The organism is Ruegeria sp. (assembly GCF_040830605.1).
GTDB lineage: Bacteria > Pseudomonadota > Alphaproteobacteria > Rhodobacterales > Rhodobacteraceae > Ruegeria.
Window position 1 is genome coordinate 288,407 of sequence record NZ_JBFOMD010000003.1, and the last position, 23,990, is coordinate 312,396.

Here is a 23,990-nt window from a genome sequence, read left to right on the forward strand (position 1 = left end):
ACCTAACGCTATTGGGAGGGAAACCATGGAAGCGTTAACAAACTTAGTAGGGGCCATCAATGGCATCGTATGGGGGGTGCCGATGCTGGTGCTCATCCTTGGCGCCGGCTTCTTCCTGCAGGTCGGGCTGAAATTTATGCCGATCCTGCGTGTCGGTACTGGCTTCAAGCTACTGTTTGCAGGCCGTGAAGGTCAGGGCGAAGGGCAGATCAGCCCGTTTAACGCGCTGATGACCTCGCTGTCGGCGACCATCGGTACCGGTAACATCGCCGGTGTGGCCACTGCTGTCTTCCTGGGCGGTCCGGGCGCCTTGTTCTGGATGTGGATGACCGCCCTGGTGGGCATGGCCACCAAATATGCCGAAGCTGTCTGCGCCGTGAAATACCGCGAGCAGGACGAGCTGGGCAACTTTGTCGGCGGACCGATGTACTACATCAAGAACGGCCTGTCGTCGAACTGGCACTGGCTGGGCTGGGCGTTTGCCCTGTTCGGTGGGATCGCTGCTTTTGGCATCGGCAACGGTGTTCAGGCCAACGGTGTGGCACAGGTTCTGGAAACGAACTTTGGCCTGAACACATCGGTCACCGGCGTTGTTCTTATGGTCCTGACCGCAGCTGTTATTCTGGGTGGTATCACCCGCATCGGTGCGGTTGCCGGTAAGTTGGTTCCGTTCATGGCGGTTGCCTACATTCTCGCAGGTCTGTTGGTTCTGTTGCTCAACATCGGTTCCGTCGGCGCAGCAATTGCAGACGTCTTTGCCTTTGCCTTCACTCCTTGGGCCGCAAAAGGCGGCGCTGCTGGTGCGGCGGTTTGGTTGGCGATCCGCTTTGGTGTGGCGCGCGGTGTGTTTTCGAACGAAGCCGGTCTGGGTTCGGCTCCGATTGCCCACGCTGCCGCTGAGACCAAAGGTCCGGTCAACCAGGGCCTGATCGCGATGCTGGGTACCTTCATCGACACCATCATCGTTTGCTCGATCACCGGTCTGGCGATTATCTCGTCGGGTGCACTGGACGCATCGGTAGAGTTGTTCAATCAGGACCCAGAACTGGGTGTTTCTGGCGCGGCTCTTACCTCGCTGGCCTTTGAAACCACCCTGCCGGGCATTGGCGGCTACCTGATCGCCATCGCGCTGTCGATCTTTGCCTTCACCACCATCCTGGGTTGGTCGTTCTACGGTGAGAAATGCGTCGAGTTCCTGCTGGGCGTCAAATCTCTGATCCCTTACCGTGTCCTGTGGATCGTCATGATCTACTTCGGCGCGACCGCGGATCTGGGCTTCATCTGGCTGCTGGCGGATACGCTGAACGCCATGATGGCTCTGCCCAACCTGATCGCCCTGCTGCTGCTGAGTCCGATCGTCTTCAAACTGACGAAAGAGTTCTTTGCCTCGGGCGGCAAGTCCGAAGAATCCGGTGGCACACCAGCCGAATAATCTCGGCCCTGACACTCAACGGGGGGCCATCCCGGCCCCCCGCCTTTAAACAGAATTCCATATCTCGAGGAGACGAGTGATGGCCACGAAAATCCTGCTTCCGATTGATCACACGGATGACCGCTCGTGGAAAAAGGCCCTGCCGGTCGCGCTGGAACAGGCAAAATTATACGGTGCCGAGTTGCATGCGGTTTCGGTCATTCCCGAGATCATCAAACTGCCCAACCTGCCGGCCAACTATGGCGCCGGCGCCAAAGACCATGTGCGCAATGCTGTGGCCGCGATTCTGGCCAATGGCAATGCCGCCGATGTGCCGGTGCACATCGAAGAGGGCAGCGTTTACCGCGAAATCCTGAAACTCGCCCATAAGGACGGATTTGACCTGATTGTCATGGCATCCGCCAAAGGCGACTTCCCCAATTACGAGATTGGCCCTAACCTCGCTCGTGTCGTGCGCAACGCGCATTGCACGGTCATGGTTGTCCGCGACTGATCCGAACGCACACGAGAAAGGCACTTGTCATGACTGACGCGCCCAAACGCACCCCGCTCTACGACCTGCATGTCGAACTTGGCGGCAAGATGGTCGACTTCGCCGGCTGGGAGATGCCGGTGCAATATCCCATGGGCATCATGGGCGAACACAAGCAGTGCCGCGAAAAGGCCGCACTGTTCGACGTGAGCCACATGGGTCAGGTGATCCTGAAGGGCGAGAATGTGGGCAAAAAGCTCGAAACGCTCTGCCCGCAGGCCTATGCGACCCTGAAAGAGGGCAAGGCGCGCTACGGCTTCTTCACCAACGAAGAGGGCGGGATCATGGACGACCTGATCGTATCGAACGCCGGTGATCATTATTTCGTCGTGGTGAACGCGGCCCTGCGCCATCAGGACATTCCACACATGGCCGCCAATCTGGACGGTGTTGAAGTGACCGAGATCTTCGATCGTGCGCTGGTCGCCGTGCAGGGCCCTGCGGCCGAGAATGTGGTGGGTGAACTGTGCCCCGTCGCCCGTGATCTGAAGTTCATGGAAACCACCGTGGGCGACATCAACGGTGCCGAGTGCCGCATCTCGCGTCTGGGTTATACCGGTGAGGACGGCTACGAAATCTCGATCCCTGAGGACAAGGCCGTCGATGTGGCCCGCGCCTTTCTGGCGCATGACGATTGCGAACCGGCGGGCCTTGGCGCCCGCGACAGTCTGCGGCTTGAGGCGGGTCTGTGCCTCTATGGCAACGACATCGACCAGTCGACCTCGCCCATCGAGGCCTCTCTTAGCTGGGCCATCCAGAAACGCCGCAAGGAAGAAGGCGGTTTCCCCGGCGCCGCGCGCGTCCAGAAGGAACTCGCCGAAGGGACGGCCAAAAAGCTCGTCGGCATCAAGCCCGAAGGCCGTGCCCCGGCGCGTCAGGGCGTCGAAATCCAGTGCGCCGAGGGCAACACCATCGGCGCCATCACCTCGGGAGGTTTCGGCCCCACCGTCGGCGGCCCGGTCGCCATGGGCTATGTTTCGGCAGGCCACGGAGAGCCTGGCGAAAAGGTCAACCTCATCATTCGTGGCAAGGCGCAACCGGCCGAGATTGTCTCGCTGCCCTTCGTCACTCAGAACTACAAGCGTTAAAGTCAGGAGAGAGAGAACATGGCAACCTATTACTCGCAAGAGCATGAATGGGTCACCGTCGAGGGTGACGTTGCAACCATCGGCATCACCCAGCATGCCGCCGACCAACTCGGCGAGATCGTGTTCGTCGAGCAGAAAGAGGCTGGCGACGATTTCGAAAAGGGTGACGAGATTGGCGTGATCGAGTCGGTGAAAGCCGCATCCGAAATCTATGCCCCCGTTGATGGTGAGGTGATCGAGGCCAACGAGACGCTGGCCGACAACCCCGGCGCGCTGAACGAAAGCCCCGAGGGCGACGCCTGGATCTACAAGATCAAGCTGGCCGACGTCTCGCAACTGGACGACCTGATGGATCTGGACGGTTACAAAGCCCTGATCGGCTGACCGCTTCATCTTTTTCCAAATACTCCCGCCTGAGGCTCCCGCAGTCTCCATCGGGCGCAAGTTTCGAAACAGGAGCGCTGAAATGGCCTTCAAACTGACCGATTACGAAGCCTATGACTTCGCCAATCGCCGCCACATCGGCCCGTCACCGACCGAGATGCGCGACATGCTCAAGGTGATCGGCTTCAAGACGCTGGACCAGCTGATCGACGCGACTGTCCCGCCCGCAATCCGCCAGAAAGAGGCGCTGGACTGGGGTCCGGCGATGACCGAGCGCGATGCGCTCTTCCACATGAAGGAAGTGGCGAGCAAGAACAAGGTTCTGACCTCGCTGATCGGCCAGGGCTATTACGGCACCACCACCCCGGCGCCGATCCTGCGCAACATCCTGGAAAATCCGGCCTGGTACACCGCCTACACCCCCTATCAGCCCGAGATCAGCCAGGGCCGACTTGAGGCGCTGTTGAACTTCCAGACCATGGTCAGCGACCTGACCGGGCTGGACGTGGCCAACGCCTCGCTGCTGGACGAAGCCACCGCCGCCGCCGAGGCCATGGCGATGGCGAAACGCGGTGGACGCTCCAAGGCGAACAACGCCGCCTTCTTCGTAGACAAGAACTGCCACCCGCAGACCATCGCGGTGATCAAGACCCGCGCCGAACCTCTGGGCATCGACGTGCAGGTGGGCGATCCGGACAAGCTGGACGCGGGCGCGGTCTTTGGCGCGATTTTCCAGTATCCCGGCACTTATGGCCATGTGCGCGACTACACCAACGAAATCGCAGCTCTGCATGAGCACAAGGCCATCGCCATCGTCGCTGCCGATATCCTGTCGCTGGCACTGCTGAAATCTCCGGGCGAGATGGGTGCGGATATCGCCATCGGTTCGACCCAGCGCTTCGGTGTGCCCATGGGCTTTGGTGGCCCCCACGCCGCGTATATGGCGACCACCGACAAGCTGAAGCGGGCAATGCCGGGCCGTATCATCGGTGTGTCCATCGACAGCCGTGGCAACAAGGCCTACCGTCTGGCGCTGCAAACCCGCGAGCAGCACATCCGGCGCGAAAAAGCCAACTCGAACGTCTGCACCGCGCAGGCGCTGCTGGCGGTTATCGCCTCGATGTATGCCGTCTATCACGGCCCTGACGGCATCAAGGCCATCGCCCAGTCCGTGCACCGCAAGACCTCGCGTCTGGCCGCCGGTCTGGAAGAGCATGGCTTCAGCGTCGAGCCGGAAGTGTTCTTCGACACCATCACCGTCGAAGTGGGCCACCTGCAGAAAACCGTGATGGAGGCCGCCGTTCTCCGCGGCGTCAACCTGCGCAAGATCGGCGAAACCAAGGTCGGTATCTCGCTCGACGAACAGACCCGGCCTGAGACCATCGAGGCCGTCTGGGGCGCCTTCGGCATCGATAAGCAGGACGACAGCCAGAAGAACCGCCACTACCGTCTGCCTGACTATGCTCTGCGGGAAAGCGAGTACCTGACCCACCCGATCTTCCACAAGAACCGGGCCGAGGCCGAGATCACCCGCTATATGCGCCGTCTGGCCGACCGCGATCTGGCGCTGGACCGTGCGATGATCCCGCTGGGGTCTTGCACCATGAAGCTGAACGCGACGATCGAGATGATCCCGGTCACCTGGCCCGAGTTCGGCAACCTGCACCCGTTCTGCCCGGAAGATCAGGCGCAAGGCTATCACGAGATGATCGCCGATCTGAACGACAAGCTGTGTCAGATCACCGGCTATGACGCGATCAGCCAGCAGCCCAACTCGGGTGCGCAGGGTGAATATGCGGGTCTGCTGACCATTCGCAACTACCACGCTTCGCGCGGCGACGCCCATCGCAACGTCTGCCTGATCCCCACCTCGGCGCATGGGACCAACCCGGCCTCGGCGCAGATGGTGGGCTATCAGGTTGTGCCGGTGAAATCGGACGACAACGGCAATATCGATGTTGCCGATTTCCGCGAGAAGGCCGAGAAGCACTCGGACCATCTGGCGGCCTGCATGATCACCTACCCCTCGACCCATGGCGTGTTCGAGGAAACCGTGCAGGAGGTCTGCCAGATCACCCATGATCATGGCGGTCAGGTCTATATCGACGGCGCCAACATGAATGCCATGGTCGGTGTGGCCCAGCCGGGCAAGATCGGCGGCGATGTCAGCCACCTGAACCTGCACAAGACCTTCTGCATCCCGCATGGCGGCGGCGGCCCCGGCATGGGTCCGATTGGCGTCAAGGCGCATCTGGAAGAGCACCTGCCGGGGCACCCGGAATACGGCACCGCAGTGGGTCCGGTCTCGGCGGCCCCCTTTGGGTCACCGTCTATTCTGCCCGTCTCATGGGCCTATGTGCTGCTGATGGGCGGCGCGGGGCTGACGCAGGCCACGAAAGTCGCGATCCTGAACGCCAACTACATCGCGGCGCGGCTCAAGGATGCCTACAAGATCCTCTACACCTCGGAAACGGGGCGTGTGGCGCATGAATGCATCCTCGACACCCGTCCGCTGGCGGATGAGGGCAACGTCACCGTGGACGACATTGCCAAGCGTCTGGTCGATAGCGGTTTCCACGCGCCGACCATGTCCTGGCCGGTGGCGGGGACGCTGATGGTGGAACCCACCGAGTCCGAGCCCAAGGACGAGTTGGACCGGTTTTGCGATGCCATGCTCTCGATCCGGGACGAGGCGCAGCAGATCATCGACGGCAAGATCGACGCGGAAAACAACCCGCTCAAGAACGCGCCCCACACGGTGCGCGATCTGGTGGGCGAATGGGACCGGCCCTACACTCGCGAACAGGCGTGTTTCCCCGCAGGCTCGCTGGGTGTCGACAAGTACTGGTCGCCGGTCAACCGGGTCGACAACGCTTATGGCGACCGGAACCTAGTCTGCACCTGTCCGCCGATGTCGGACTACGAGGAAGAAGACGCAGCGGCCTGATCCAGGCCCTTGCCGCGCCGCCGGTATGGTCCGGCGGCGCGGATCTCATCATCCGATGATGATCCGGCGTCCACGCCGCATGACACCCGCAAGAGGAGGCAGACATGACCTATTGCGCATCCGTTCCACAGGTTGCAACGCCCGTCGCGGCGCTCCCCATGACCCAGACGCGGGTCAACGAAATCGATATCATTCTGCCTCAGGGCACCTCATCGTCGGCGGCGCAGATGATGGCGGACCTTTTCAACGCCGGAAACGATCTGGTGAATGGCGCACCCTATCGCGTCACCGTGCGGGACCTGTCCGAGCAGCCGTCCGAGGATGCCCGGTATTGGGCACGGCGCACCGTGATCTTTCTGGGCGATATCCACACCCGCTGGAGCCTGAGCGCTGAGGAACGTAATCGGGTCCATCAGATCCTGCGTCTGGCAACCCGCTCGGTTCTGGTTGGCAGTGCGGTGTTTCTGCTTTGCGAAACCGGGTTGCAGGAGCGGCATGCAGTCGCCATCCACCCCAACTTCGCGGCCGCCGCAACCGAGGAGCAACTGGCCGAACTGGCCCCCGGCGCCCATTTTGCGGCCTCGGGATCGGTGCACAGCGCGATCAGCGGCTTTGCTGCTTTGCGTTTATTACTGGAACTTATCGGCCGCGATCACGGCCAGTTCATTGCCGGGGCGCTGAGTGACTATATCGGGCTGAGCGCCGATGGCGCCCGCCCGCAGAGCAAGGTCTCACTGGGTCTGCGCCAGCGCGCCCAGGGCGATGTGCTGATCGACAGCACCATCGACCTGATGCGTGACCATATCGAAGAACCCCTGAAGATCTGCGAGTTGGCCAATAAACTGGGCGTTTCAACCCGTAAGCTGCAACGCCGCTTTCTGGAGCGTACCGGCACCGGCCCGCTGACGGCTTATCGAGCCCTGTGCATCGAGCGGGCGCATCAATTGCTGGTCCATACCAGCCTGTCCCTGTCCGAGGTTGTGGTGGCTACCGGGTTTGGTACCTATTCCAATCTCGCCCGCTGGTTCCGCCGGGAATATGGCGAAACCCCGCAGATCGTGCGCCAGCGCGCCTTTGCCGGAGCCTGAAGCGCTCGCCTCGCTTTTGGCTTCGGCCGGTCGTCCCGCCCCGAATGCGTCGGTTCGCGGATCATGTCGATCAGAACTCCTCAGCACAGGAGCCTCGGGAACTGCTTTGCGCGCAAGAGGCAGATCAGCTGGAAATGCGTTCCAGTGCTCTATCGCAGAAGTTATGCGCCCCGATCAAACCAAATTCTTCTTGTTTCGAGATATAAAGGTTCAGGGATTGCCTGATCGAAGTGAACCGCCCGCCTGCATTGAACGTATCGACAAAGCCGTCGTCGAATAGCCAGCGGTTCTTTTCCGCAACGCCACCCAGAAGGAAAACGCCGCCGGTCGGAATGATGGCGACAGCGAGATCTCCGGTAACCGCCGCAAGATGTCTGGCAAAAATCCGGGCGGTATTGACTGCCGCCTGGGTCGAGCCGTCCTGTGCATCTTGGAGAATGTCCTTTGCCGACCGGTTGTCAGCCTGGCCATGTTCCACCAATGAGACTGCCTGATGCAGGATCGGTATGCCGGTCCCGCTCAAAAAAGCCTCGGCCTCCAACGCCAAACTGTCACCAAAGAACCACTCAGGTGCAATTTGCCGGGCGGCCTCAAAAACTTCGACCTCATAGCGGTTGTGCGGTGAGATACCGACATGCCCGCCTTCACCCGATATGGTATGATAGTGGCCATCCGAATAAAGCAGCGCCCCGGCGCCCAGACCGGTTCCGGGTCCTATTACAAGCCTCGTCCCCACCGGGGGTTCGGATATGCCTTGCAGTATTTCGACGTCGTCTTCGGATATATTGGCAACCGACCAGGCAGCAGCGGTGAAGTCGTTGATCACAAAGGTGTGCTTGGCGCCGGTCGCGTTGGCAATATCCGCTTCCGATAGGTCCAGATGCGCATTTGTCAGGCGGATCACTCCATCTTTGACCGGTCCCGCGCCCGCGGCGACGACCGCGCGCGGAGAGGTTCCCATCTCGTCGCGCAGGCCATGGAAAGCGTCGAGCATGTCAGACAGCGATCCTGTCGGGTGTTTGCGAACCTCCGTTAGCTGATCATCGGAAATCACGCCCAAGCGTGTATTGGTACCGCCAATATCCGCCACCAGTTGCCAGTGCGGCTTTAGTGAGCCAACCAGTTGCGCCAACGGCAGTTTCGTAGGCTCACCCTCGGCCAGCGCCGATTTCAGCGCGTGATATGAAGCCTTCGGGGTTCGGGTCAGGGTTTCAAAATCCACATCCACAAGGCCAAAGCGCTTCTCATACCCATAGGCCCATTCGTAATTGTCCATCAGCGACCATACGAAATAACCCTTCACCGGAACGCCCTCGTCCAGGGCATGCCGGACTGCCGACAGGTGTTGGTTCAGATAGTCGATGCGGGCGTCGTCCTGGCCACGCTCTTCGCTGGCCATTCCGTTCTCGGTCACAAGAATCGGCAAATCGCCTGTGTAGTCCTGTGCAGTGCGGATCAGGAAGCGGGAAAGAGCGTCAGGCTCGATCTCCCAACCCATCTGGGTTTTGGGCAGGGGGCCGGGAACCTCTTGCAGGTTGGGCCACGCGCCGTCGGCGGGAGCGATCAGTTTGCGGGTGTAGTAGTTCAGGCCACACCAATCCACCGGTGCGCCGATGGTGTCGAAATCGTTCTGCCAGCCGTCCGGTAGATGAGGTTCCAGACCCTCCAGTACGTTCTCCGGGTAGGCACTGTTGAACACACCGCCCAAAAAGAACCGGTTGTAAATGCCGTCATAGAGGGCGGCCGCGCGCCGGGCCTCCTCGGTGTCCTCAGCCGGATCTGCCCATTCGAGGTTGAACACCGCGCCAAGATTGGTCATGCCAAGCCCGCGCATGGCCTCGATCGCGGACCCATGCGCCAGCAGCACGTGATGCATAGCCCGCGCCGTTGCCCGTATATCGCGCAGGCCCGGCGCGTGGTGCCCTTCGAAATGGCTCAGCCAACTCACGCACCATGGCTCGTTGATCGGCGCGACACTGTACATCCGATCCCCGATGCGTCCCATGATCACTTCGGTAAAATCGGCAAACCACCCGGCAATGTCCCGGTTGCGCCATCCGCCCAGATCAGCAAGCGGTGAGGGCAGCTCCCAATGATAAAGCGTAGCACACGGGCGGATGCCGCGTTCCAGCAACGCATCCGCCAGCCGGTCATAGAAATCCAACCCCGCCTGATTGACTTGCCCGCGACCCTCGGGCAGCACGCGTGCCCAGCTTGTGGAAAAACGATAGCCGTCTAATCCGGCCTCGCGCACCAGATCCAAATCCTGCCCGAACCGGGTATAATGATCACAGGCCACATCGCCGTTCTCACCCCGTACAACATTGCCGGGGGTGGCGGCGAAGCTGTCCCAATGGGTACGGCCCGCGCCACCTTGGGCGTGCCCTTCGATCTGATACGCCGAGGTGGCGACCCCAAAGAGGAAATCCTTGGGAAAATCCGAGCGGCTATGTTTCATGTCACGACCTGTCAGGGGTAGGGCCGGTTGAACTGCCAAGAACCAGTTCAGCCTCAAGCAGCCTGGTTTTTGGCGGATCCTCCGGCGTGTTGATCCGGTCTATCAGCATTTCTGCGGCGATTTCGCCCGCATGTCTGACAGAAGACCGCGTTGCTGTGAAGATCGGAACGTCCTGCCCGTTCTTCAGATAGGAGAGTTCGTCATCATGGGCGATCACCGATACGTCGCGGCCCATCTTCAACCCGGCCTCGTCCAAGGCACGGCGTACACCGATGGCCGAGATCATCGAGGCGGCAAGGATGGCGGTGGGAGGGTCGGCGAGTTGCAACATGTTGCGGGTTTCGTGATGGCCGTAAATCTCGGTCATCTCGGCGCTGCGCATTAGCTCAGGATCTGGCGCCAGACCGGCCATCTGTAGCGCTTCGAGATATCCCTCTCGGCGGCGTTGGGCAAAGTCCATCTCTTCAAGCCCATTGATCAGCGCGATGCGGCGATGGCCCAGGTCAATTAGAAACTGGGTTGCGCGCAGGAACGACCGTTTGTTGTTCACATCGATCCACGAATAGGGTTCACCCGCGCCAGTCGAGCGGCCATGCACGATGAAAGGGACGTTCATTTTAGCGAGAACCGAAATCCGCGGCTCGACCACTTTGGGGCCCTGCAACACGACCCCATCCACCGCGCCGCGCTTGAAGAGCGTGCGGTAAGCCTCCTCGATCGAGATGTCGTCGGCATGCGTGAACATCATGTCATAGCCGTGCTCGGCATATTTCCGCGCCGCACCGGCAACGAAATCGCCAAAGATCGGGTTCACCATCTCGTGCTGCGATGAGCTCGGAATCACGTGACCGATCACCATTGCCTTGCCGGTGGCGAGCCCTTTGGCACGGCTGTTCGGGCGGTAGCCGTGCTTTGCCGCCGCCGCCTGAACCCGCATGCGCGTTGCCTCACTGACTTCGGGATAGCCGTTCAGCGCACGGCTAACCGTGGTCTGCGACAAGCCCAGAATCTGAGAGAGCTGTTTCAGGTTCATTACGGATTCAAAGCGCCTTCAAATTTTGTTCAACTCCTGTTTTGTGGGCAATCGAGCGATCCGTCAACCGGTTTTGAGGATTCGTTCTTTGAAATGGCATAAACAGGCTTTTTGCTAATCAGCGAAAACCAGACATTGACAGAAACGTGATGTTAGCGGATAACAGTCGTTATCCAAAGCGCTTTGAAAATGAGTCTCACGGGGGCGATATTCAGCGCCAGAACGCAATTGGGAGGAAACCTCATGAAATGCTCGCTTTATGCAAGCGTTGCTGCCTTTGCCCTGATGGCCGGCGCAGCGAAGGCAGAGAAGGTCACCGTATTCGGACCGTGGCTGGGGCCGGACCAGGAAAACGTTGAAGCGGTGCTTGATGGGTTCGCCGCGGCCACAGGGCATGAATACGCATATGTAGGCTCGGACAGTTTCGAGCAGCAGATCCGTATCGACGCCGAAGCGGGATCGGCCCCGAATGTCGCAGTGTTCCCACAGCCTGGGCTGGCCTCGGACATGGCAAAGGACGGTTTCCTGACGCCGCTGGCTGATGGAACCGGCGACTGGATACGTGACAATTATGCGGCGGGCCAATCCTGGGTTGATCTGGGCACCTATGCCGGCGCGGACGGCAGCGATCACCTCTACGGCTTTTTCTACAAGGTCGATGTGAAATCGCTGGTCTGGTACAGCCCCGAGAATTTCGAGGACGCAGGCTATGAAGTACCCACCACGATGGAAGAGCTCAAGGCACTGACCGAGCAGATCGTGGACGATGGCGAGACGCCCTGGTGCATCGGGCTGGGTTCCGGCGGGGCGACCGGCTGGCCCGCCACAGACTGGGTCGAGGACATGATGCTGCGCACCCAATCGCCGCAGGACTATGACGCATGGGTGTCCAATGAGTTGAAGTTCAACGACCCGAAAGTGGTCGGGGCAATTGAAGAATTCGGCGCTTTTGCCCGCAATGATGACTTCGTGGCCGGTGGTGCAGGCGCTGTGGCGACGACCGACTTCCGCGACAGTCCCAAGGGCCTCTTCAGCTCACCGCCGCAATGCTACCTGCATCGTCAGGCGTCGTTCATTCCGGCCTTCTTCCCGGAAGGCACGGTTGTGGGCGAGGACGCGGATTTCTTCTATTTCCCGGCCTACGAAAGCAAGGATCTGGGTAGCCCGGTACTGGGTGCCGGCACGCTCTGGGCCATCACCAACGACAGCCCGGGCGCACATGACCTGATTGCCTATCTGCAGACACCTGAGGCGCATGAAACCTGGATGGCGCTGACCGGGTTCCTGACGCCCCACAAGGGTGTCGACAGCTCCGTCTTCTCGGATCCGACGCTGAAAAAGATGAACGACATCCTGTTGGGGGCAACGACGTTCCGGTTTGACGGTTCGGATCTGATGCCCGGCGGTGTGGGTGCCGGCACCTTCTGGACCGGCATGGTGGACTACACCGGCGGCAAGTCTGCACAGGACGTGGCCGACGAAATCCAGTCGTCCTGGGACGCGCTGAAGTAGGCGTCTGATCCAACCGGGCCGCCCGCGCCTGTGGGCGGCCCCGACATCTCTGTCGCAAGTGGGAGGGCGGCATGCATCCGGCAATCCAAGGTCTGCTCACAATCGTCATCGGCGTGTCGGGCTGTGTGGGATATTTCTATTTTTCCAACCAGTTTCTGGACAAAGTTCTGTTTCCCGCACGTGGCCCAAATGCAGGGCGCAATATCAACCGCGCCAACATGATCCGGCCATGGCTGTTCCTATTTCCCGCCCTTGCGGCACTCGGCCTCTATCTGGCCTATCCTGTCTATGAAACCCTCCGCCTGTCATTGACCGAACGTATTCCGGGCGGTGGCTATCAATGGGCCGGGGCCGACAACTATGTGCAGATGGTGGCCGAACCCAAGTTCTGGGAAGCCATGCGCAATAACATGCTGTGGCTGATCGTCGTGCCGGCGTTGTCGACCGGTTTTGGTTTGCTGGTTGCGCAGCTTACCGACCGGATCCGCTGGGGCAACGTCGCCAAGTCGCTGATCTTCATGCCGATGGCCATCTCCTTTGTCGGCGCTTCAGTGATCTGGAAGCTGGTCTATGACACGCGCCCGGCGGAGCAGGATCAGATCGGCATCCTGAACGCGGTTTACATCTTTTTCGGAGGGACCGATCCACAGACCTGGCTGACCATCCCGTTCTGGAACAACTTCTTCCTGATGGTGGTACTGGTCTGGATTCAAACCGGATTCGCCATGGTGATCTTGTCGGCCGCCCTGCGAGGTATTCCCGAGGAAACGATCGAGGCGGCAATTCTGGACGGCGCCAACCCGTTCCAGATTTTCTTCCGCATCAAGGTGCCGCAGATCAAGACAACCATCCTTGTGGTCTGGACCACGATCACGATCACCGTACTCAAGGTCTTTGACATCGTGTTCGCCATGACCAACGGCCAGTGGGAGACGCAGGTGCTGGCGAATTACATGTACGACAAGTTGTTTCGGGCGAATGACTGGGGTGTGGGATCGGCATCGGCCATGGTTATCATGGTGCTGGTGACGCCGATCCTGATCTGGAACGTGCGCAATGCGCGCAAGGAAATGCGGTAAGGGGGCGGCGCAATGAGTGATATCGCAGGAACCAGGCCGGCGCTTACATGGGTTGTTCATCTTTCAGTTGCCGCGCTTGTGCTGCTTTGGGTGTTTCCAACCCTCGGTCTGCTGATCTCGTCCTTCCGCACGGCGGACCAGATTGCCACAAGTGGGTGGTGGAAGTCACTGTTCCCTTCTGAGCAGAACCTGACATTGCGCACCGCCGCGCCGGAGACGCAGGTTCAGCAGGACGGCCTTTATGTGATTGAGGGCAATCTGTTTGGTGAGGCCGGAGACGCCAACATCTCGGTATGGGGGATCAGTTCCCGTGCCATCGGCGCGTTTGAGCCCGGCGATACGGCCGAGCTGCGCAAGGGCGGCACCATTACCGTTGCGTCGAACGGCGATTACCGGATGGAGAATGCCGAGGAATTCACCGGCAGCCGGGGCAGCCGTGTATTTGCCACAGCCACCACTCCGCCGGAGTTTACAGTCCAGAACTACAACAGGGTGCTGTTGGACCCGGGCAACGTCGATGGCATGGGCAATGCTTTTTTCAACACGCTTACGGTGACGATTCCGGCCACCATCATCCCCATTCTGGTCGCCGCCTTTGCCGCCTATGCGCTGGCATGGATGGAGTTTCCAGGTCGCGCCCTGCTGATTGCTGCGGTGGTCGGGTTGCTGGTGGTGCCGCTGCAACTGGCACTGATCCCATTGCTCAAATTCCACCTGAGTATTGGCATCGGCAAAGGCTATCTGGGCGTGTGGATGGCCCATACCGGCTTTGGGATGCCATTGGCGATCTACCTCTTGCGCAACTACATGGCCGGACTGCCGCGCGACCTGATCGAAAACGCGCGTGTGGATGGCGCCACCGAGTTCCAGATCTTCACCAAGCTGATCCTGCCGCTCAGTTTCCCGGCGCTCGCCTCATTCGCGATCTTCCAGTTCCTGTGGACCTGGAACGACCTGCTGGTCGCCAAGGTGTTCCTGATCGACGCATCGGGGCAGACCACCGTGATGACCAACCGCATCGTCGAGCTGCTGGGCACGCGCGGCGGCAACTGGGAAATCTTGGCCACCGCCGCCTTCGTGTCGATCGCGGTGCCGCTGGCCGTCTTCTTTGCAATGCAGAAATACCTGGTCCGCGGACTGCTGGCCGGGTCGGTAAAATAAAGGCGTCAGATGAACGTGCAAAACACTTCGCATATCGCAGCCGCAACCGTGTCGAATTCGGAATGGTGGCGAGGCGGCGTGATCTATCAGGTCTATCCCCGCAGCTTTCAGGACAGCAACGGCGACGGGATCGGCGATCTGAAGGGCATTACACAACGGCTGGAGTACATCTCATCACTGGGCGTGGATGCGGTCTGGATCTCTCCTTTCTTCAAGTCGCCGATGAAGGATTTCGGATATGACGTCAGCGATTATCGCGATGTCGACCCGATGTTCGGCACCATGGAGGATTTCAGGGAACTGTTGGATCAGGCCCATGCGCTTGGGTTGCGGGTGATGATCGATCTGGTGCTGTCGCATACTTCGGACCAGCATCCGTGGTTCCGCGAAAGCCGCGCCGGCCGGGACAACGCCAAACATAACTGGTATGTCTGGGCCGACCCGCAGCCGGACGGCACGCCGCCCAATAACTGGCTGTCGATCTTTGGCGGCTCGGCCTGGCAATGGGACACGCGGCGCGAGCAGTACTACCTGCACAATTTCCTGACCTCGCAGCCGGATCTAAACTTCCACTGCAGGGAAGTGCAGGACGCGCTGCTGGACGTGGCACGGTTCTGGCTGGACATGGGGGTAGACGGGTTCCGACTGGACACCATCAACTTCTATTTCCACGACAAGCAACTGCGCAGCAACCCGGCCCTGCCGGTGTCCGAGCGCAACGCCTCGATCGCGCCGATGGTGAACCCTTACAACCACCAGGATCATCTCTATTCCAAGAGCCAGCCTGAAAACCTCGCGTTTCTGGAACGGCTGCGCGCGCTTACCGACGAACACGAGGACCGCGCTTGTCTGGGCGAGGTCGGCGATGCCCAGCGTGGGCTTGAGATTATGGGGGAATACACCTCGGGCGATAAGCGCATGCACATGTGCTATGCCTTTGAGTTTCTTGAGAAACGGCGGATCACCGCAAGCTATGCCAAGCAGGTTTTTGACCAGCTGGAAAGCAAAGCGGGCGATGCCTGGGCCTGTTGGGCATTCTCAAACCATGATGTCGCCCGCCACGCCTCGCGTTGGGGGCTGGACGAAGCAGCGCTGCGACTGCACTCGGTTCTGATGATGAGCCTGCGCGGGTCGGCTTGCCTGTACCAGGGTGAAGAACTGGGTCTGGCTGAGGCGGATGTGCCGTTCGAAAGTCTGCAGGACCCGTATGGCATCGAGTTCTGGCCCGAGTTCAAGGGCCGGGACGGGTGCCGCACGCCCATGGTCTGGAAAACCCAGGATGAAAACGCCGGTTTCAGCGGCGCGCGGCCTTGGTTGCCGGTCAGCGCGGAGCAGGCGGCAAGTGCTGTCGACCGGCAAGAGTCGGATCCGCAGGCATTGCTGCATCACTACCGCCGGGCCATTGCACTGCGTCACAGCCATCCGGCGCTAAAGTCGGGCGCGCAATTGGATATGACCGCAGCGGGCGATGTTCTTTCGTTCTTGCGGGACAATGGCAGCGAGCAAATCTTTTGCGCCTTCAACCTCGGCACCGAGACGGGGCAGGTGACGTTACCACAGGGCGATTGGCACATCATCGGTCAGGATTTGGGCAGCGTTGCTGCCGATGCCAGCGGGCAGGTCGCGCTCGGGGCCTGGCAGTTCTGTCTGGCAGCACGCAGGAAAGGGTAAGGCATGACGGATCTCAAACTCACCAGCGTCGCCAAGACCTATGGGTCGGTCGATGTGCTCAAGGACATCAATCTCGATATTTCCGGTGGCGAACTGATCGTCTTTGTCGGACCGTCGGGTTGCGGCAAATCAACCCTGTTGCGGATGATCGCCGGGCTCGAAAGCATCTCGGGCGGAACCCTGGAAATCGACGATACGGTCATGAACGATGTGCCGCCCGCGCAGCGCGGCATCGCCATGGTGTTCCAGAGCTACGCGCTCTACCCGCATATGACCGTGCGCGATAATATGGCTTTTGCCCTCAAGATCGCCAAGCAGCCGAAAGACGAGGTCGACAAGGCCGTTGAACGTGCCGCCCGCATTCTGCAGCTTGAGCCTTTTCTGGACCGCCTGCCCAAGGCCTTGTCCGGTGGTCAGCGCCAGCGGGTTGCCATTGGCCGTGCTATCGTGCGCGACCCCAAGGTCTATCTCTTCGACGAACCGCTCTCGAATCTCGACGCGGCCCTACGTGTGGCTACGAGGATCGAGATAGCCCGGCTGAAAGAGGCGATGCCCGACAGCACGATGATCTACGTGACCCATGACCAGGTCGAGGCGATGACGCTGGCCAGCCGCATCGTGGTTCTGGCCAACAAGGGGATCGCGCAAGTGGGTACACCGCTCGAGCTGTATGAGACGCCCGACAACGAGTTCGTGGCGCAGTTCATCGGTTCGCCTGCGATGAACCTGCTGCCCGGAACGATCACTGAAACCGGTGACAGGACAACCGTTGCTCTGGATGCCGGCGGGACGGCGGTGTCTGCAATCCCTACTAGCCCCGAGGACAAGGGCAAAAGCGTCAATGTCGGTGTGCGCCCCGAAGATCTTTATACAGCCAACGGAACCTATCTGCTTCAGGGCAAGGTGGATTTCACCGAAGCGCTGGGTGAAGTCACGCTGCTGTATTTCGAAAACGAGGCAGATAACGACGCGATGATCGCCAAACTCCCCGGTGTGCAGAAGAACCTGCGCGGCGAGACGGTGGCGATGTCGGCGGACCCTGAGAAGGTTCATCTGTTCCACAACGGGTTGTCATTGCGAAAGTAGTCCTCACGCGGCTCGCCAGCGCGGCTGGCGGACCGCCTTGCACGGCGCTCGAAGCACCACCTTGACAAGGCGGAGTTCGGTGTTTCACCTTCATTGAAACGTTTCAATGAAGGTCAGATGCGAGTTTCGGCGCAATTATACACGGTTCGGCAACGGGGCGATCTGGCGGCGCAGCTGGATCTGGTGGCGTCTTGCGGCTTCACGGATGTCGAAACGGTCGGCTTTCACGGTCTTTCCCCTAACGAAGTTGCTGCCTGCGTGACCTCCTCTGGCTTTCGTGTGCGCTCGGCGCATTTCGATTGGGAGGAGTTTGAGACTTGCCTTGAGGATATCGTGGCCTTGCTGGGGCTGCTGGAATGCCCGGTGGCTGTCATGCCTTGGCTGACGCCCAAGGTGCGGCCCGACACCGCCGAGGGATGGCGTGCGGTGTCGGGCCAATTGGCGGAATGGGCGGACCATCTGTCGTCGCACGGAATTCGTCTCGCTTATCACAACCACGATTTTGATCTAGTCGGAGAGACGGGAGCAACGCCTCTGGATATTGTCCTTGAACAGGAAAATCTGTCCTGGCAACCGGATATCGGATGGCTGGCCGTCGCGGGCTGTGACATTGCACGGATACTCGACCGTTTTGCGTCCCGCATCGTCTCCGCCCACATCAAGGATGCCGATCCAGCAGCGGGAATCGGGGATGAGCGCTGGCGCGATCTGGGGCAGGGGGTGATCGATTGGGCACCGGTCCTGTGCGCGCTGGCAGACAGTGCCTGCACCGATCTATTGGTTGAACATGACGAAACCGGGAACCACCGGCGGACGCTGGAGACCGGTCGCCGCTTCCTCATGGATCAGATGGCGGAAAGGTGCGGGTAGTGGCGCGGCCGACGATCAAGTCGATCTCGAAACGCACCGGCTATTCGGTCGGCACCGTCTCGAACGCGCTGCGTGGCGCGAAATCAGTCAAGCCCGAGACCCGCGACGAAATCCAGCGCGTTGCGGTCGAGCTGGGATACCGGGTCAATCTGGACGCACTGAAGCTCAGAACCAACAAATCCTACCGCATCGCCGTGCTAGTCGGCGTCTCGACCGATGCTCCGGACGAGTGGGAGGGCGTCGAATTCACCCGCATTCTGGCGGGCATCTCCTCAGCCATTACCAGAACACGTTATGAACTGAGCGTATTCAGTGTCGCGAACTCTGACGACGCGATGGCCACGCTCGACCGTATCGTCGGCGGAGGGCTGGCGGACGGAGTGATCTTCACCGCAACGCTCAAAAACGACCCGCGCATCGCCTACCTTCAGGACAAGGGTTTTCCCTTCGTCAGTTATGGCATGAGCGACAGCACCCGCCCCCATGCCTTTGTCGATTTCGACAGCCAGACAGCAGCCTTCGACGCCACCGTACGTCTGATCCGCCTGGGCCACCGCCGCATCTCGCTGGTAAACCCACCCGAAGATCTGATTTATGCCGACCAACGTAGACAGGGCTATGAAAACGCGCTGGCAACGGCGAGAATTTCGACCGACCCGGCACTGATCGTCAGCGGTCCTACAACCGCTCGCACCGGAAAGCGGGCGTTTCAGACCCTGATGCAACTAGACGACAAGCCAAGCGCCTGTATCTGTGCCAATGAAGCGATGACCCTGGGGGTGTTGTCAGCCGCTGCCGAGACCGGAGTACGGGTCGGACCCGACTTCACGGTGATATCGACTGACGACTTACAGCTCAGCCGCTATTTCGTGCCCCCGCCCACCACCTATTATGTTCCCATTGAGGAAACGAGCCGCCTTCTGGGCGAGTTCATGCTGAAATGTCTGGACGGGGCCGACCCGTCCGAGACCCAAAAGAAGATCAGGGCCACCCTTATCGAGCGGCAACCTGACATACCCGCGCCGCAACAGGCGCTTACCACCTGAACCAACAGAGGAGAGACCGGAGATGTTCAAGAAACTGCTTGCCGCCGCTACAATGGCCGCGCTGGCCGCCCCTGCGGCATTTGCCGCCGATCTAGAGGGCCGCGTGCTGAAGATCGGAACCGACGCCACCTATCCGCCGATGGAAACTGTGGATGAGGCCACGGGCAAGATCGTGGGCTTTGATGTCGATGTGATGAACGCCATTTGCGCCCAGATCAACTGTGTTCCGAACTTCGTAAACACTGCCTGGGACGGCATCTTTGCCGCGCTTCAGCAGGGCGAGTTCGATCTGGTGATCTCGGGCGTGTCGATCACGCCGGAACGCGAAGAGAGCATGGATTTCTCGGAACCCTACATTGTCGTCAGTCAGGCGATCCTGCTGCGGGTCGACGATGCCTCGATGACGCTCGATGACTTCAAGGCCGGCGGCAAGAAGCTGGCCGCGCAGACCGGCACCACCAATGCGCAGTTGGCCGAGGAGTTGGTGGGGCGCGAGAATGTCAGCCTCTATGACAATTTCTCGGCCGCCATTCTGGCGCTTCAAAACGCGGATGTGCACGGGGTCATCATCGACGGCACCTCGGCCGCGGCTTACGAGCAGGAGTTTGCGGGCGAGCTGACTGTTGGCATCACCGGGCTGAAATCCGACCCGCTAGGTATCGTGTTTCAGGAAGGCGACGCCACCGTTGATGCCATCAACGAAGGGCTGGCCGCGATCAAGGCAGATGGCACGCTCGACAAACTGATCGGCCAGTACTGGGGCACCAACTGACCCTTTGGTGAAACCTTGGCCCGGCGGTTTTGTATCGCCGGGCCCATTTCCGTGCGCAGAGGTCCCATGTCCCGGCTAAGCTCAATCCGCCCTAGCAACCTTGTCCTGCTCGCCGCTGCCCCGTTCATTGTCTATCTGTTTGCCTCATCTCCGAAATATCTCAGATCGCTCTACGCGATCATCGGAATCGGTGAGAATGCAGGCCCGATTTTTGCGGGATTTCTGATCCTTCTGGCCGTGGCGGCGCTTGGATACCTGTGCGCCCGCAACGCCCGATTTGCCGAGGGTGCCCCGGCCTGGCTGCGCGTAGCCGCCTGGGCCGCGCTGCCAGCCGCACTGATCGCGTTGACGCTGGCCATTCTGGCACCGCAGGTTCTGATGCCCTTTGCCGAATCCGCGTTCTTCCATTCGCTTGACGAGAACACTTCGAAGCTGATCGACCGTTCCTCGCAGGACTGGGTGCTGTTTCCAGAAGTAGTTGGGCAGGTGCAAACGGGCCTGCAAACCGCTCTCGGTGGCTATACCGCCCTTCTGGCCGTGTTTGTGGTGTCGACCCGAATGTTCGGTCCGGCGCGGCGGTATCTCCGTATCGGCTTCGAGATACTCTCCGGCGCGGCGCTGTTCTACTTGCTGTTCATGGCGCACTGGCAATTCGCCGCCGGGGTCGCCATTACCTTCCGCGCGGCCATCTTTGCCTATATCTTTTCCGCCATCCTCGGCCTGATCTGGGTAGGGCTGCAATCATTCCGAGCCAAAGCGCGAACCACGGTCGTCTATGGCTCGGTCAGCCTGGCCCTACTGGCCATCTCGACCTTCTTCTTCATGCAACCGCAGGTCAGCTATGTGCTGGTCGGCAGCACCGAGGCCCGTATCGCCATCGTGCGCGGCACCCCGCAAGCGCAGGCCGACATCATCCGGTTCGGAGAGTTCGACGGCGGCGAAGACCGCCAGATCAAGATCCGCAGCGCCACCGATGCCGCCACCGCATTGGAGCAGATCGAGAGCATTGACAGCGTCTCTGGCGCCTTCGTTCCGGTCGACGCCCACACACAGGGCTATCCGGTGCTCTGGCAGACCAGTTTTCTGCCAGACGAATCCCGCAATCCTGCGCTTGCCTTCGCCGTCTTTGGCTTCTTGCTGCTGATCCTGACGGTGGGTGGTGCCCAGCACAAGCTGCACCCATTGGCAGTGGGCTCGGAATTCTTCGTGGACACGATCAGGGGCATTCCGATGCTGGTGATCATCCTCTATATCGGACTGCCGCTGGCGGGCGCGGTCAAGGATGCCACCGGCGGCGGCATCGACATGACCAACATGACCCGGGGCATCATCGCCATCTCGGTCGGGTATTCGGCTTATATGGCCGAAATCTTTCGCTCGGGGATCGAGGCGATCCCGCGGGGCCAGATCGAGGCGGGCGGCTCGCTGGGCCTGTCCCGCTGGCAGACCGCGCGGTTGATAATTCTGCCACAGGCGTTGCGCATCGTGACCCCACCGTTGGGCAACGAATTCATCGCGATGATCAAGGATACCTCGCTGCTCTCTATCCTCTCCGTCCGCGATATGACCCAGCGGATGCGCGAGTTTCAGGCGGCCAGCTTCCTGCCCTTCGCGCCCTTCAACACAGCGGCCATCTTCTACGTCGTGATCACGTTGGGCTGCGCCAGCTTCCTGAAATGGATCGAGCGCCGGACGGCGAAGGAAGACAGATGAGCAGGCTGGAGTTGGGCGTCTGCTACTATCCTGAGCATTGGGATCCGTCCCAATGGCGTGACGACGCGGCGCAAATGGCCGAAATGGGGCTCGACTGGGTGCGGATTGCCGAGTTCACCTGGGCCCTGGTCGAACCCCGACGGGGCGAGTTCAACTGGGGATGGCTGGACGAAGTGGTCGGCATCTTAGGTGAGGCTGGATTGAAGGTGATGATGTGCACCCCCACCGCCGCGCCGCCCAAATGGCTGATCGATGAACATCCAGAGATCCTGCCGGTGGGGGCGGATGGACGGGTGCGTGGTTTCGGCTCGCGCCGTCACTATTGCTTTTCCAGTGACCTCTACCTGCACGAGGCCTGCCGCATCGCCACCGAGTATGCCCGCAGATATGGCGAGACCCCCCATGTCCACGCCTGGCAGATCGACAACGAATATAACGATCACGACACGGTTCTCAGCTACTCCGACGCCGCCCGGCAGGGGTTCCGGCGTTGGCTGGCGGAGCGGTATGGTTCGATTGACACTCTCAATCGAACATGGGGGACGGTGTTCTGGGGGTCGCTCTATTCCAGCTTCGACCAGATCGAACTACCCGCCGGGTTCGTGGCCAGCCCGAACCCGACTCATGCACTGGATTTCGCTCGCTATTCCTCGGACCGGGTGCGCCTCTTCAACCGCGCGCAGGTGGACATCCTGCGCGAACACGCGACGGGCCGCGACATCACCCACAATTTCATGGCGGGTAGTTTCGAGTTCGATCACCACGCGGTCGCCGCCGATCTGGATATCGTGGGTTTCGACAGCTACCCGCTTGGCAACCTTTTGGGCTCGACCCTGACCGAGGAGCAAAAACGTCGCTACCTGCGCAGCGGCGCGCCAGACTATCAGGGGTTTCACTGCGACCTTTATCGCTGTCAGGGGCGGGGGCGCATGTGGGTTCTTGAACAGCAGCCCGGCCCGGTCGATTGGGCGCAAAAGAACCCCTCGCCGGCAGATGGCATGATCCGCCTGTGGACCTGGGCCGCTTATGCCCACGGGGCCGAGGCGGTGATGTTCTTTCGATGGCGGCAGGCGCCTTTTGCGCAAGAGCAATATCACACCGCTCTGCACCGCTCTGATGGCAGCCGCGATCAGGCGGCGTTTGAGGTGCTTCAGGTCGCGGCAGAGCGAAAATTGTTACCCCCGGCAGCGCGCGCGCAGGCGCAGGTTGCCATGGTGTTCGACTACCCTTCGATTTGGGCCGCCGACATCCTGCCGCATGACGCGGATTTCCCCAATGCGCAGATACATCGGGAGTGGTATACGGCGTTGCGGCAGTTGGGGGTTGATCTGGATATCGTAGGGCCGGATGCGAACCTATCCGGTTATGTCTTGGTGGTCTTGCCTCAGAACACAATCCTGTCCCCGGAATTTGCCATGCGGTTGGCAAACTGTGATGCCAAACTGCTGATCGGCCCCCGCGCGGGCAGCAAGACCGAGGATTTGCATACCCCGGTCAATCTTGCGCCAGGGCCGCTGGCAGATCTCACCGGCGTTCGGGTGTTGCGAGTTGAATCCTTGCCGGATTTTGCGCCGGAAGCCGTTTCGTTCAGGAAAGAGGCGCCGCATGAAGTCACCGGATGGCGGGAAATCGTCGAGACGGATCACGAGGTTATCGGGCGGTTCCGCAGCCGTTATCAGGATGGCAGCCCTGCCGTGGTCAGATCCACGCGTGCCACATATCTGGCCGTGCTTCCCAGTCAGGCCCTGCTCAGATCGGTGATGACGGATGTGCTTGACTGGTCCGGCGTGCCCCATTCCGAATGTCCCCCCGATCTGCGCGTAACCCGGCGCGGCCCGCTCGGGTTCGCCCTCAATTTCGGGGATGAGGATGTGGTGTTGCCGGAGCGGCCGCAGTTTCTGGTCGGTGGACAGGTTGTTCCGCCCCAAGGGGTTTCCATCTGGCGCGACGAGTAGCTGCAATCTAAGTGTCCATACCGGGCACTTCAAACGCCAGACCTGGTGCTCGGATTTGAACGCCGCCCATGCTGTCTGCCCCAATCAGCTTGCATTATAATGGCATAAAACTCATTGTTTCTAATAGTAAAAATCAAGAAACCAACAGATCTCCGGGGAATCG

Annotated in this window: 18 protein-coding genes and 1 pseudogene; 16 read left to right on the top strand and 3 right to left on the bottom strand. The window is 60.5% G+C overall.

What is annotated here, in order from left to right:
* Positions 1-25 precede the first annotated feature (25 nt).
* The 6 genes from AB3N21_RS05375 to AB3N21_RS05400 all read left to right on the top strand — a co-directional run bounded on the left by AB3N21_RS05375 (position 26) and on the right by AB3N21_RS05400 (position 7,471).
* A complete protein-coding gene (locus tag AB3N21_RS05375; protein ID WP_367934245.1) occupies positions 26-1,432 on the top strand; it encodes an alanine/glycine:cation symporter family protein in 1,407 nt (468 codons plus the stop codon).
* A gap of 79 nt (positions 1,433-1,511) precedes the next feature.
* Complete coding sequence (locus AB3N21_RS05380; protein WP_367934246.1) at positions 1,512-1,925, top strand: universal stress protein; 414 nt, start codon at positions 1,512-1,514, stop codon at positions 1,923-1,925.
* Between the two features lie 29 nt (positions 1,926-1,954).
* Positions 1,955-3,052 (top strand): glycine cleavage system aminomethyltransferase GcvT, encoded by a 1,098-nt coding sequence (gene gcvT / locus AB3N21_RS05385; RefSeq protein ID WP_367934247.1) that lies wholly within the window; start codon positions 1,955-1,957, stop codon positions 3,050-3,052.
* 18 nt (positions 3,053-3,070) lie between these two features.
* A complete protein-coding gene (gene gcvH, locus AB3N21_RS05390) occupies positions 3,071-3,436 on the top strand; it encodes a glycine cleavage system protein GcvH (protein ID WP_367934248.1) in 366 nt (121 codons plus the stop codon).
* An 82-nt stretch (positions 3,437-3,518) separates the two neighbouring features.
* Positions 3,519-6,383 carry an aminomethyl-transferring glycine dehydrogenase gene (gcvP, locus tag AB3N21_RS05395; protein ID WP_367934249.1) on the top strand — a complete coding sequence of 955 codons (2,865 nt, stop codon included), beginning with the start codon at positions 3,519-3,521 and terminating at the stop codon, positions 6,381-6,383.
* A gap of 104 nt (positions 6,384-6,487) precedes the next feature.
* A complete protein-coding gene (locus tag AB3N21_RS05400; protein ID WP_367934250.1) occupies positions 6,488-7,471 on the top strand; it encodes a helix-turn-helix domain-containing protein in 984 nt (327 codons plus the stop codon).
* A gap of 124 nt (positions 7,472-7,595) precedes the next feature.
* Here the strand turns inward: AB3N21_RS05400 and AB3N21_RS05405 are convergent, their stop codons facing one another.
* The 3 genes and pseudogenes from AB3N21_RS05405 to AB3N21_RS05415 all read right to left on the bottom strand — a co-directional run bounded on the left by AB3N21_RS05405 (position 7,596) and on the right by AB3N21_RS05415 (position 10,962).
* Complete coding sequence (locus AB3N21_RS05405; RefSeq protein WP_367934493.1) at positions 7,596-8,561, bottom strand: glucokinase; 966 nt, start codon at positions 8,559-8,561, stop codon at positions 7,596-7,598.
* A 69-nt stretch (positions 8,562-8,630) separates the two neighbouring features.
* Positions 8,631-9,929, bottom strand: a pseudogene (locus tag AB3N21_RS05410) (GH1 family beta-glucosidase); the annotation flags it as partial.
* Position 9,930: 1 nt separating this feature from the next.
* Positions 9,931-10,962, bottom strand: coding sequence for a LacI family DNA-binding transcriptional regulator (locus AB3N21_RS05415; RefSeq protein WP_367934251.1), 1,032 nt, complete (start codon positions 10,960-10,962; stop codon positions 9,931-9,933).
* Positions 10,963-11,205: 243 nt separating this feature from the next.
* Between AB3N21_RS05415 and AB3N21_RS05420 the strand changes: the two genes are divergently transcribed.
* From AB3N21_RS05420 to AB3N21_RS05465, 10 genes are all read left to right on the top strand, one after another.
* Positions 11,206-12,474 carry an ABC transporter substrate-binding protein gene (locus AB3N21_RS05420; RefSeq protein ID WP_367934252.1) on the top strand — a complete coding sequence of 423 codons (1,269 nt, stop codon included), beginning with the start codon at positions 11,206-11,208 and terminating at the stop codon, positions 12,472-12,474.
* A 71-nt stretch (positions 12,475-12,545) separates the two neighbouring features.
* A complete protein-coding gene (locus tag AB3N21_RS05425; RefSeq protein ID WP_171173241.1) occupies positions 12,546-13,553 on the top strand; it encodes a carbohydrate ABC transporter permease in 1,008 nt (335 codons plus the stop codon).
* A 12-nt stretch (positions 13,554-13,565) separates the two neighbouring features.
* The gene (locus tag AB3N21_RS05430; protein ID WP_367934253.1) at positions 13,566-14,714 is read left to right on the top strand and encodes a carbohydrate ABC transporter permease; all 1,149 of its coding nucleotides are present in this window, start codon (positions 13,566-13,568) and stop codon (positions 14,712-14,714) included.
* A gap of 9 nt (positions 14,715-14,723) precedes the next feature.
* Positions 14,724-16,385, top strand: a complete 1,662-nt coding sequence (locus tag AB3N21_RS05435; protein WP_367934254.1) for an alpha-amylase family glycosyl hydrolase — start codon at positions 14,724-14,726, stop codon at positions 16,383-16,385.
* Between the two features lie 3 nt (positions 16,386-16,388).
* Positions 16,389-17,471 carry an ABC transporter ATP-binding protein gene (locus AB3N21_RS05440; RefSeq protein ID WP_367934255.1) on the top strand — a complete coding sequence of 361 codons (1,083 nt, stop codon included), beginning with the start codon at positions 16,389-16,391 and terminating at the stop codon, positions 17,469-17,471.
* Positions 17,472-17,564: 93 nt separating this feature from the next.
* The gene (locus AB3N21_RS05445) at positions 17,565-18,341 is read left to right on the top strand and encodes a sugar phosphate isomerase/epimerase family protein (protein ID WP_367934256.1); all 777 of its coding nucleotides are present in this window, start codon (positions 17,565-17,567) and stop codon (positions 18,339-18,341) included.
* Positions 18,341-19,387 (top strand): LacI family DNA-binding transcriptional regulator, encoded by a 1,047-nt coding sequence (locus AB3N21_RS05450; RefSeq protein WP_367934257.1) that lies wholly within the window; start codon positions 18,341-18,343, stop codon positions 19,385-19,387. The genes AB3N21_RS05445 and AB3N21_RS05450 overlap by 1 nt, the downstream gene beginning before the upstream one ends.
* Positions 19,388-19,409: 22 nt before the next feature.
* Complete coding sequence (locus AB3N21_RS05455) at positions 19,410-20,159, top strand: basic amino acid ABC transporter substrate-binding protein (RefSeq protein ID WP_367934258.1); 750 nt, start codon at positions 19,410-19,412, stop codon at positions 20,157-20,159.
* A 66-nt stretch (positions 20,160-20,225) separates the two neighbouring features.
* Positions 20,226-21,872, top strand: a complete 1,647-nt coding sequence (locus AB3N21_RS05460; protein WP_367934259.1) for an amino acid ABC transporter permease — start codon at positions 20,226-20,228, stop codon at positions 21,870-21,872.
* Entirely contained in the window at positions 21,869-23,827 is a 1,959-nt protein-coding gene (locus AB3N21_RS05465; RefSeq protein WP_367934260.1) for a beta-galactosidase, read from the top strand. Before AB3N21_RS05460 ends, AB3N21_RS05465 begins: the two co-directional genes overlap by 4 nt.
* Positions 23,828-23,990: the final 163 nt, after the last annotated feature.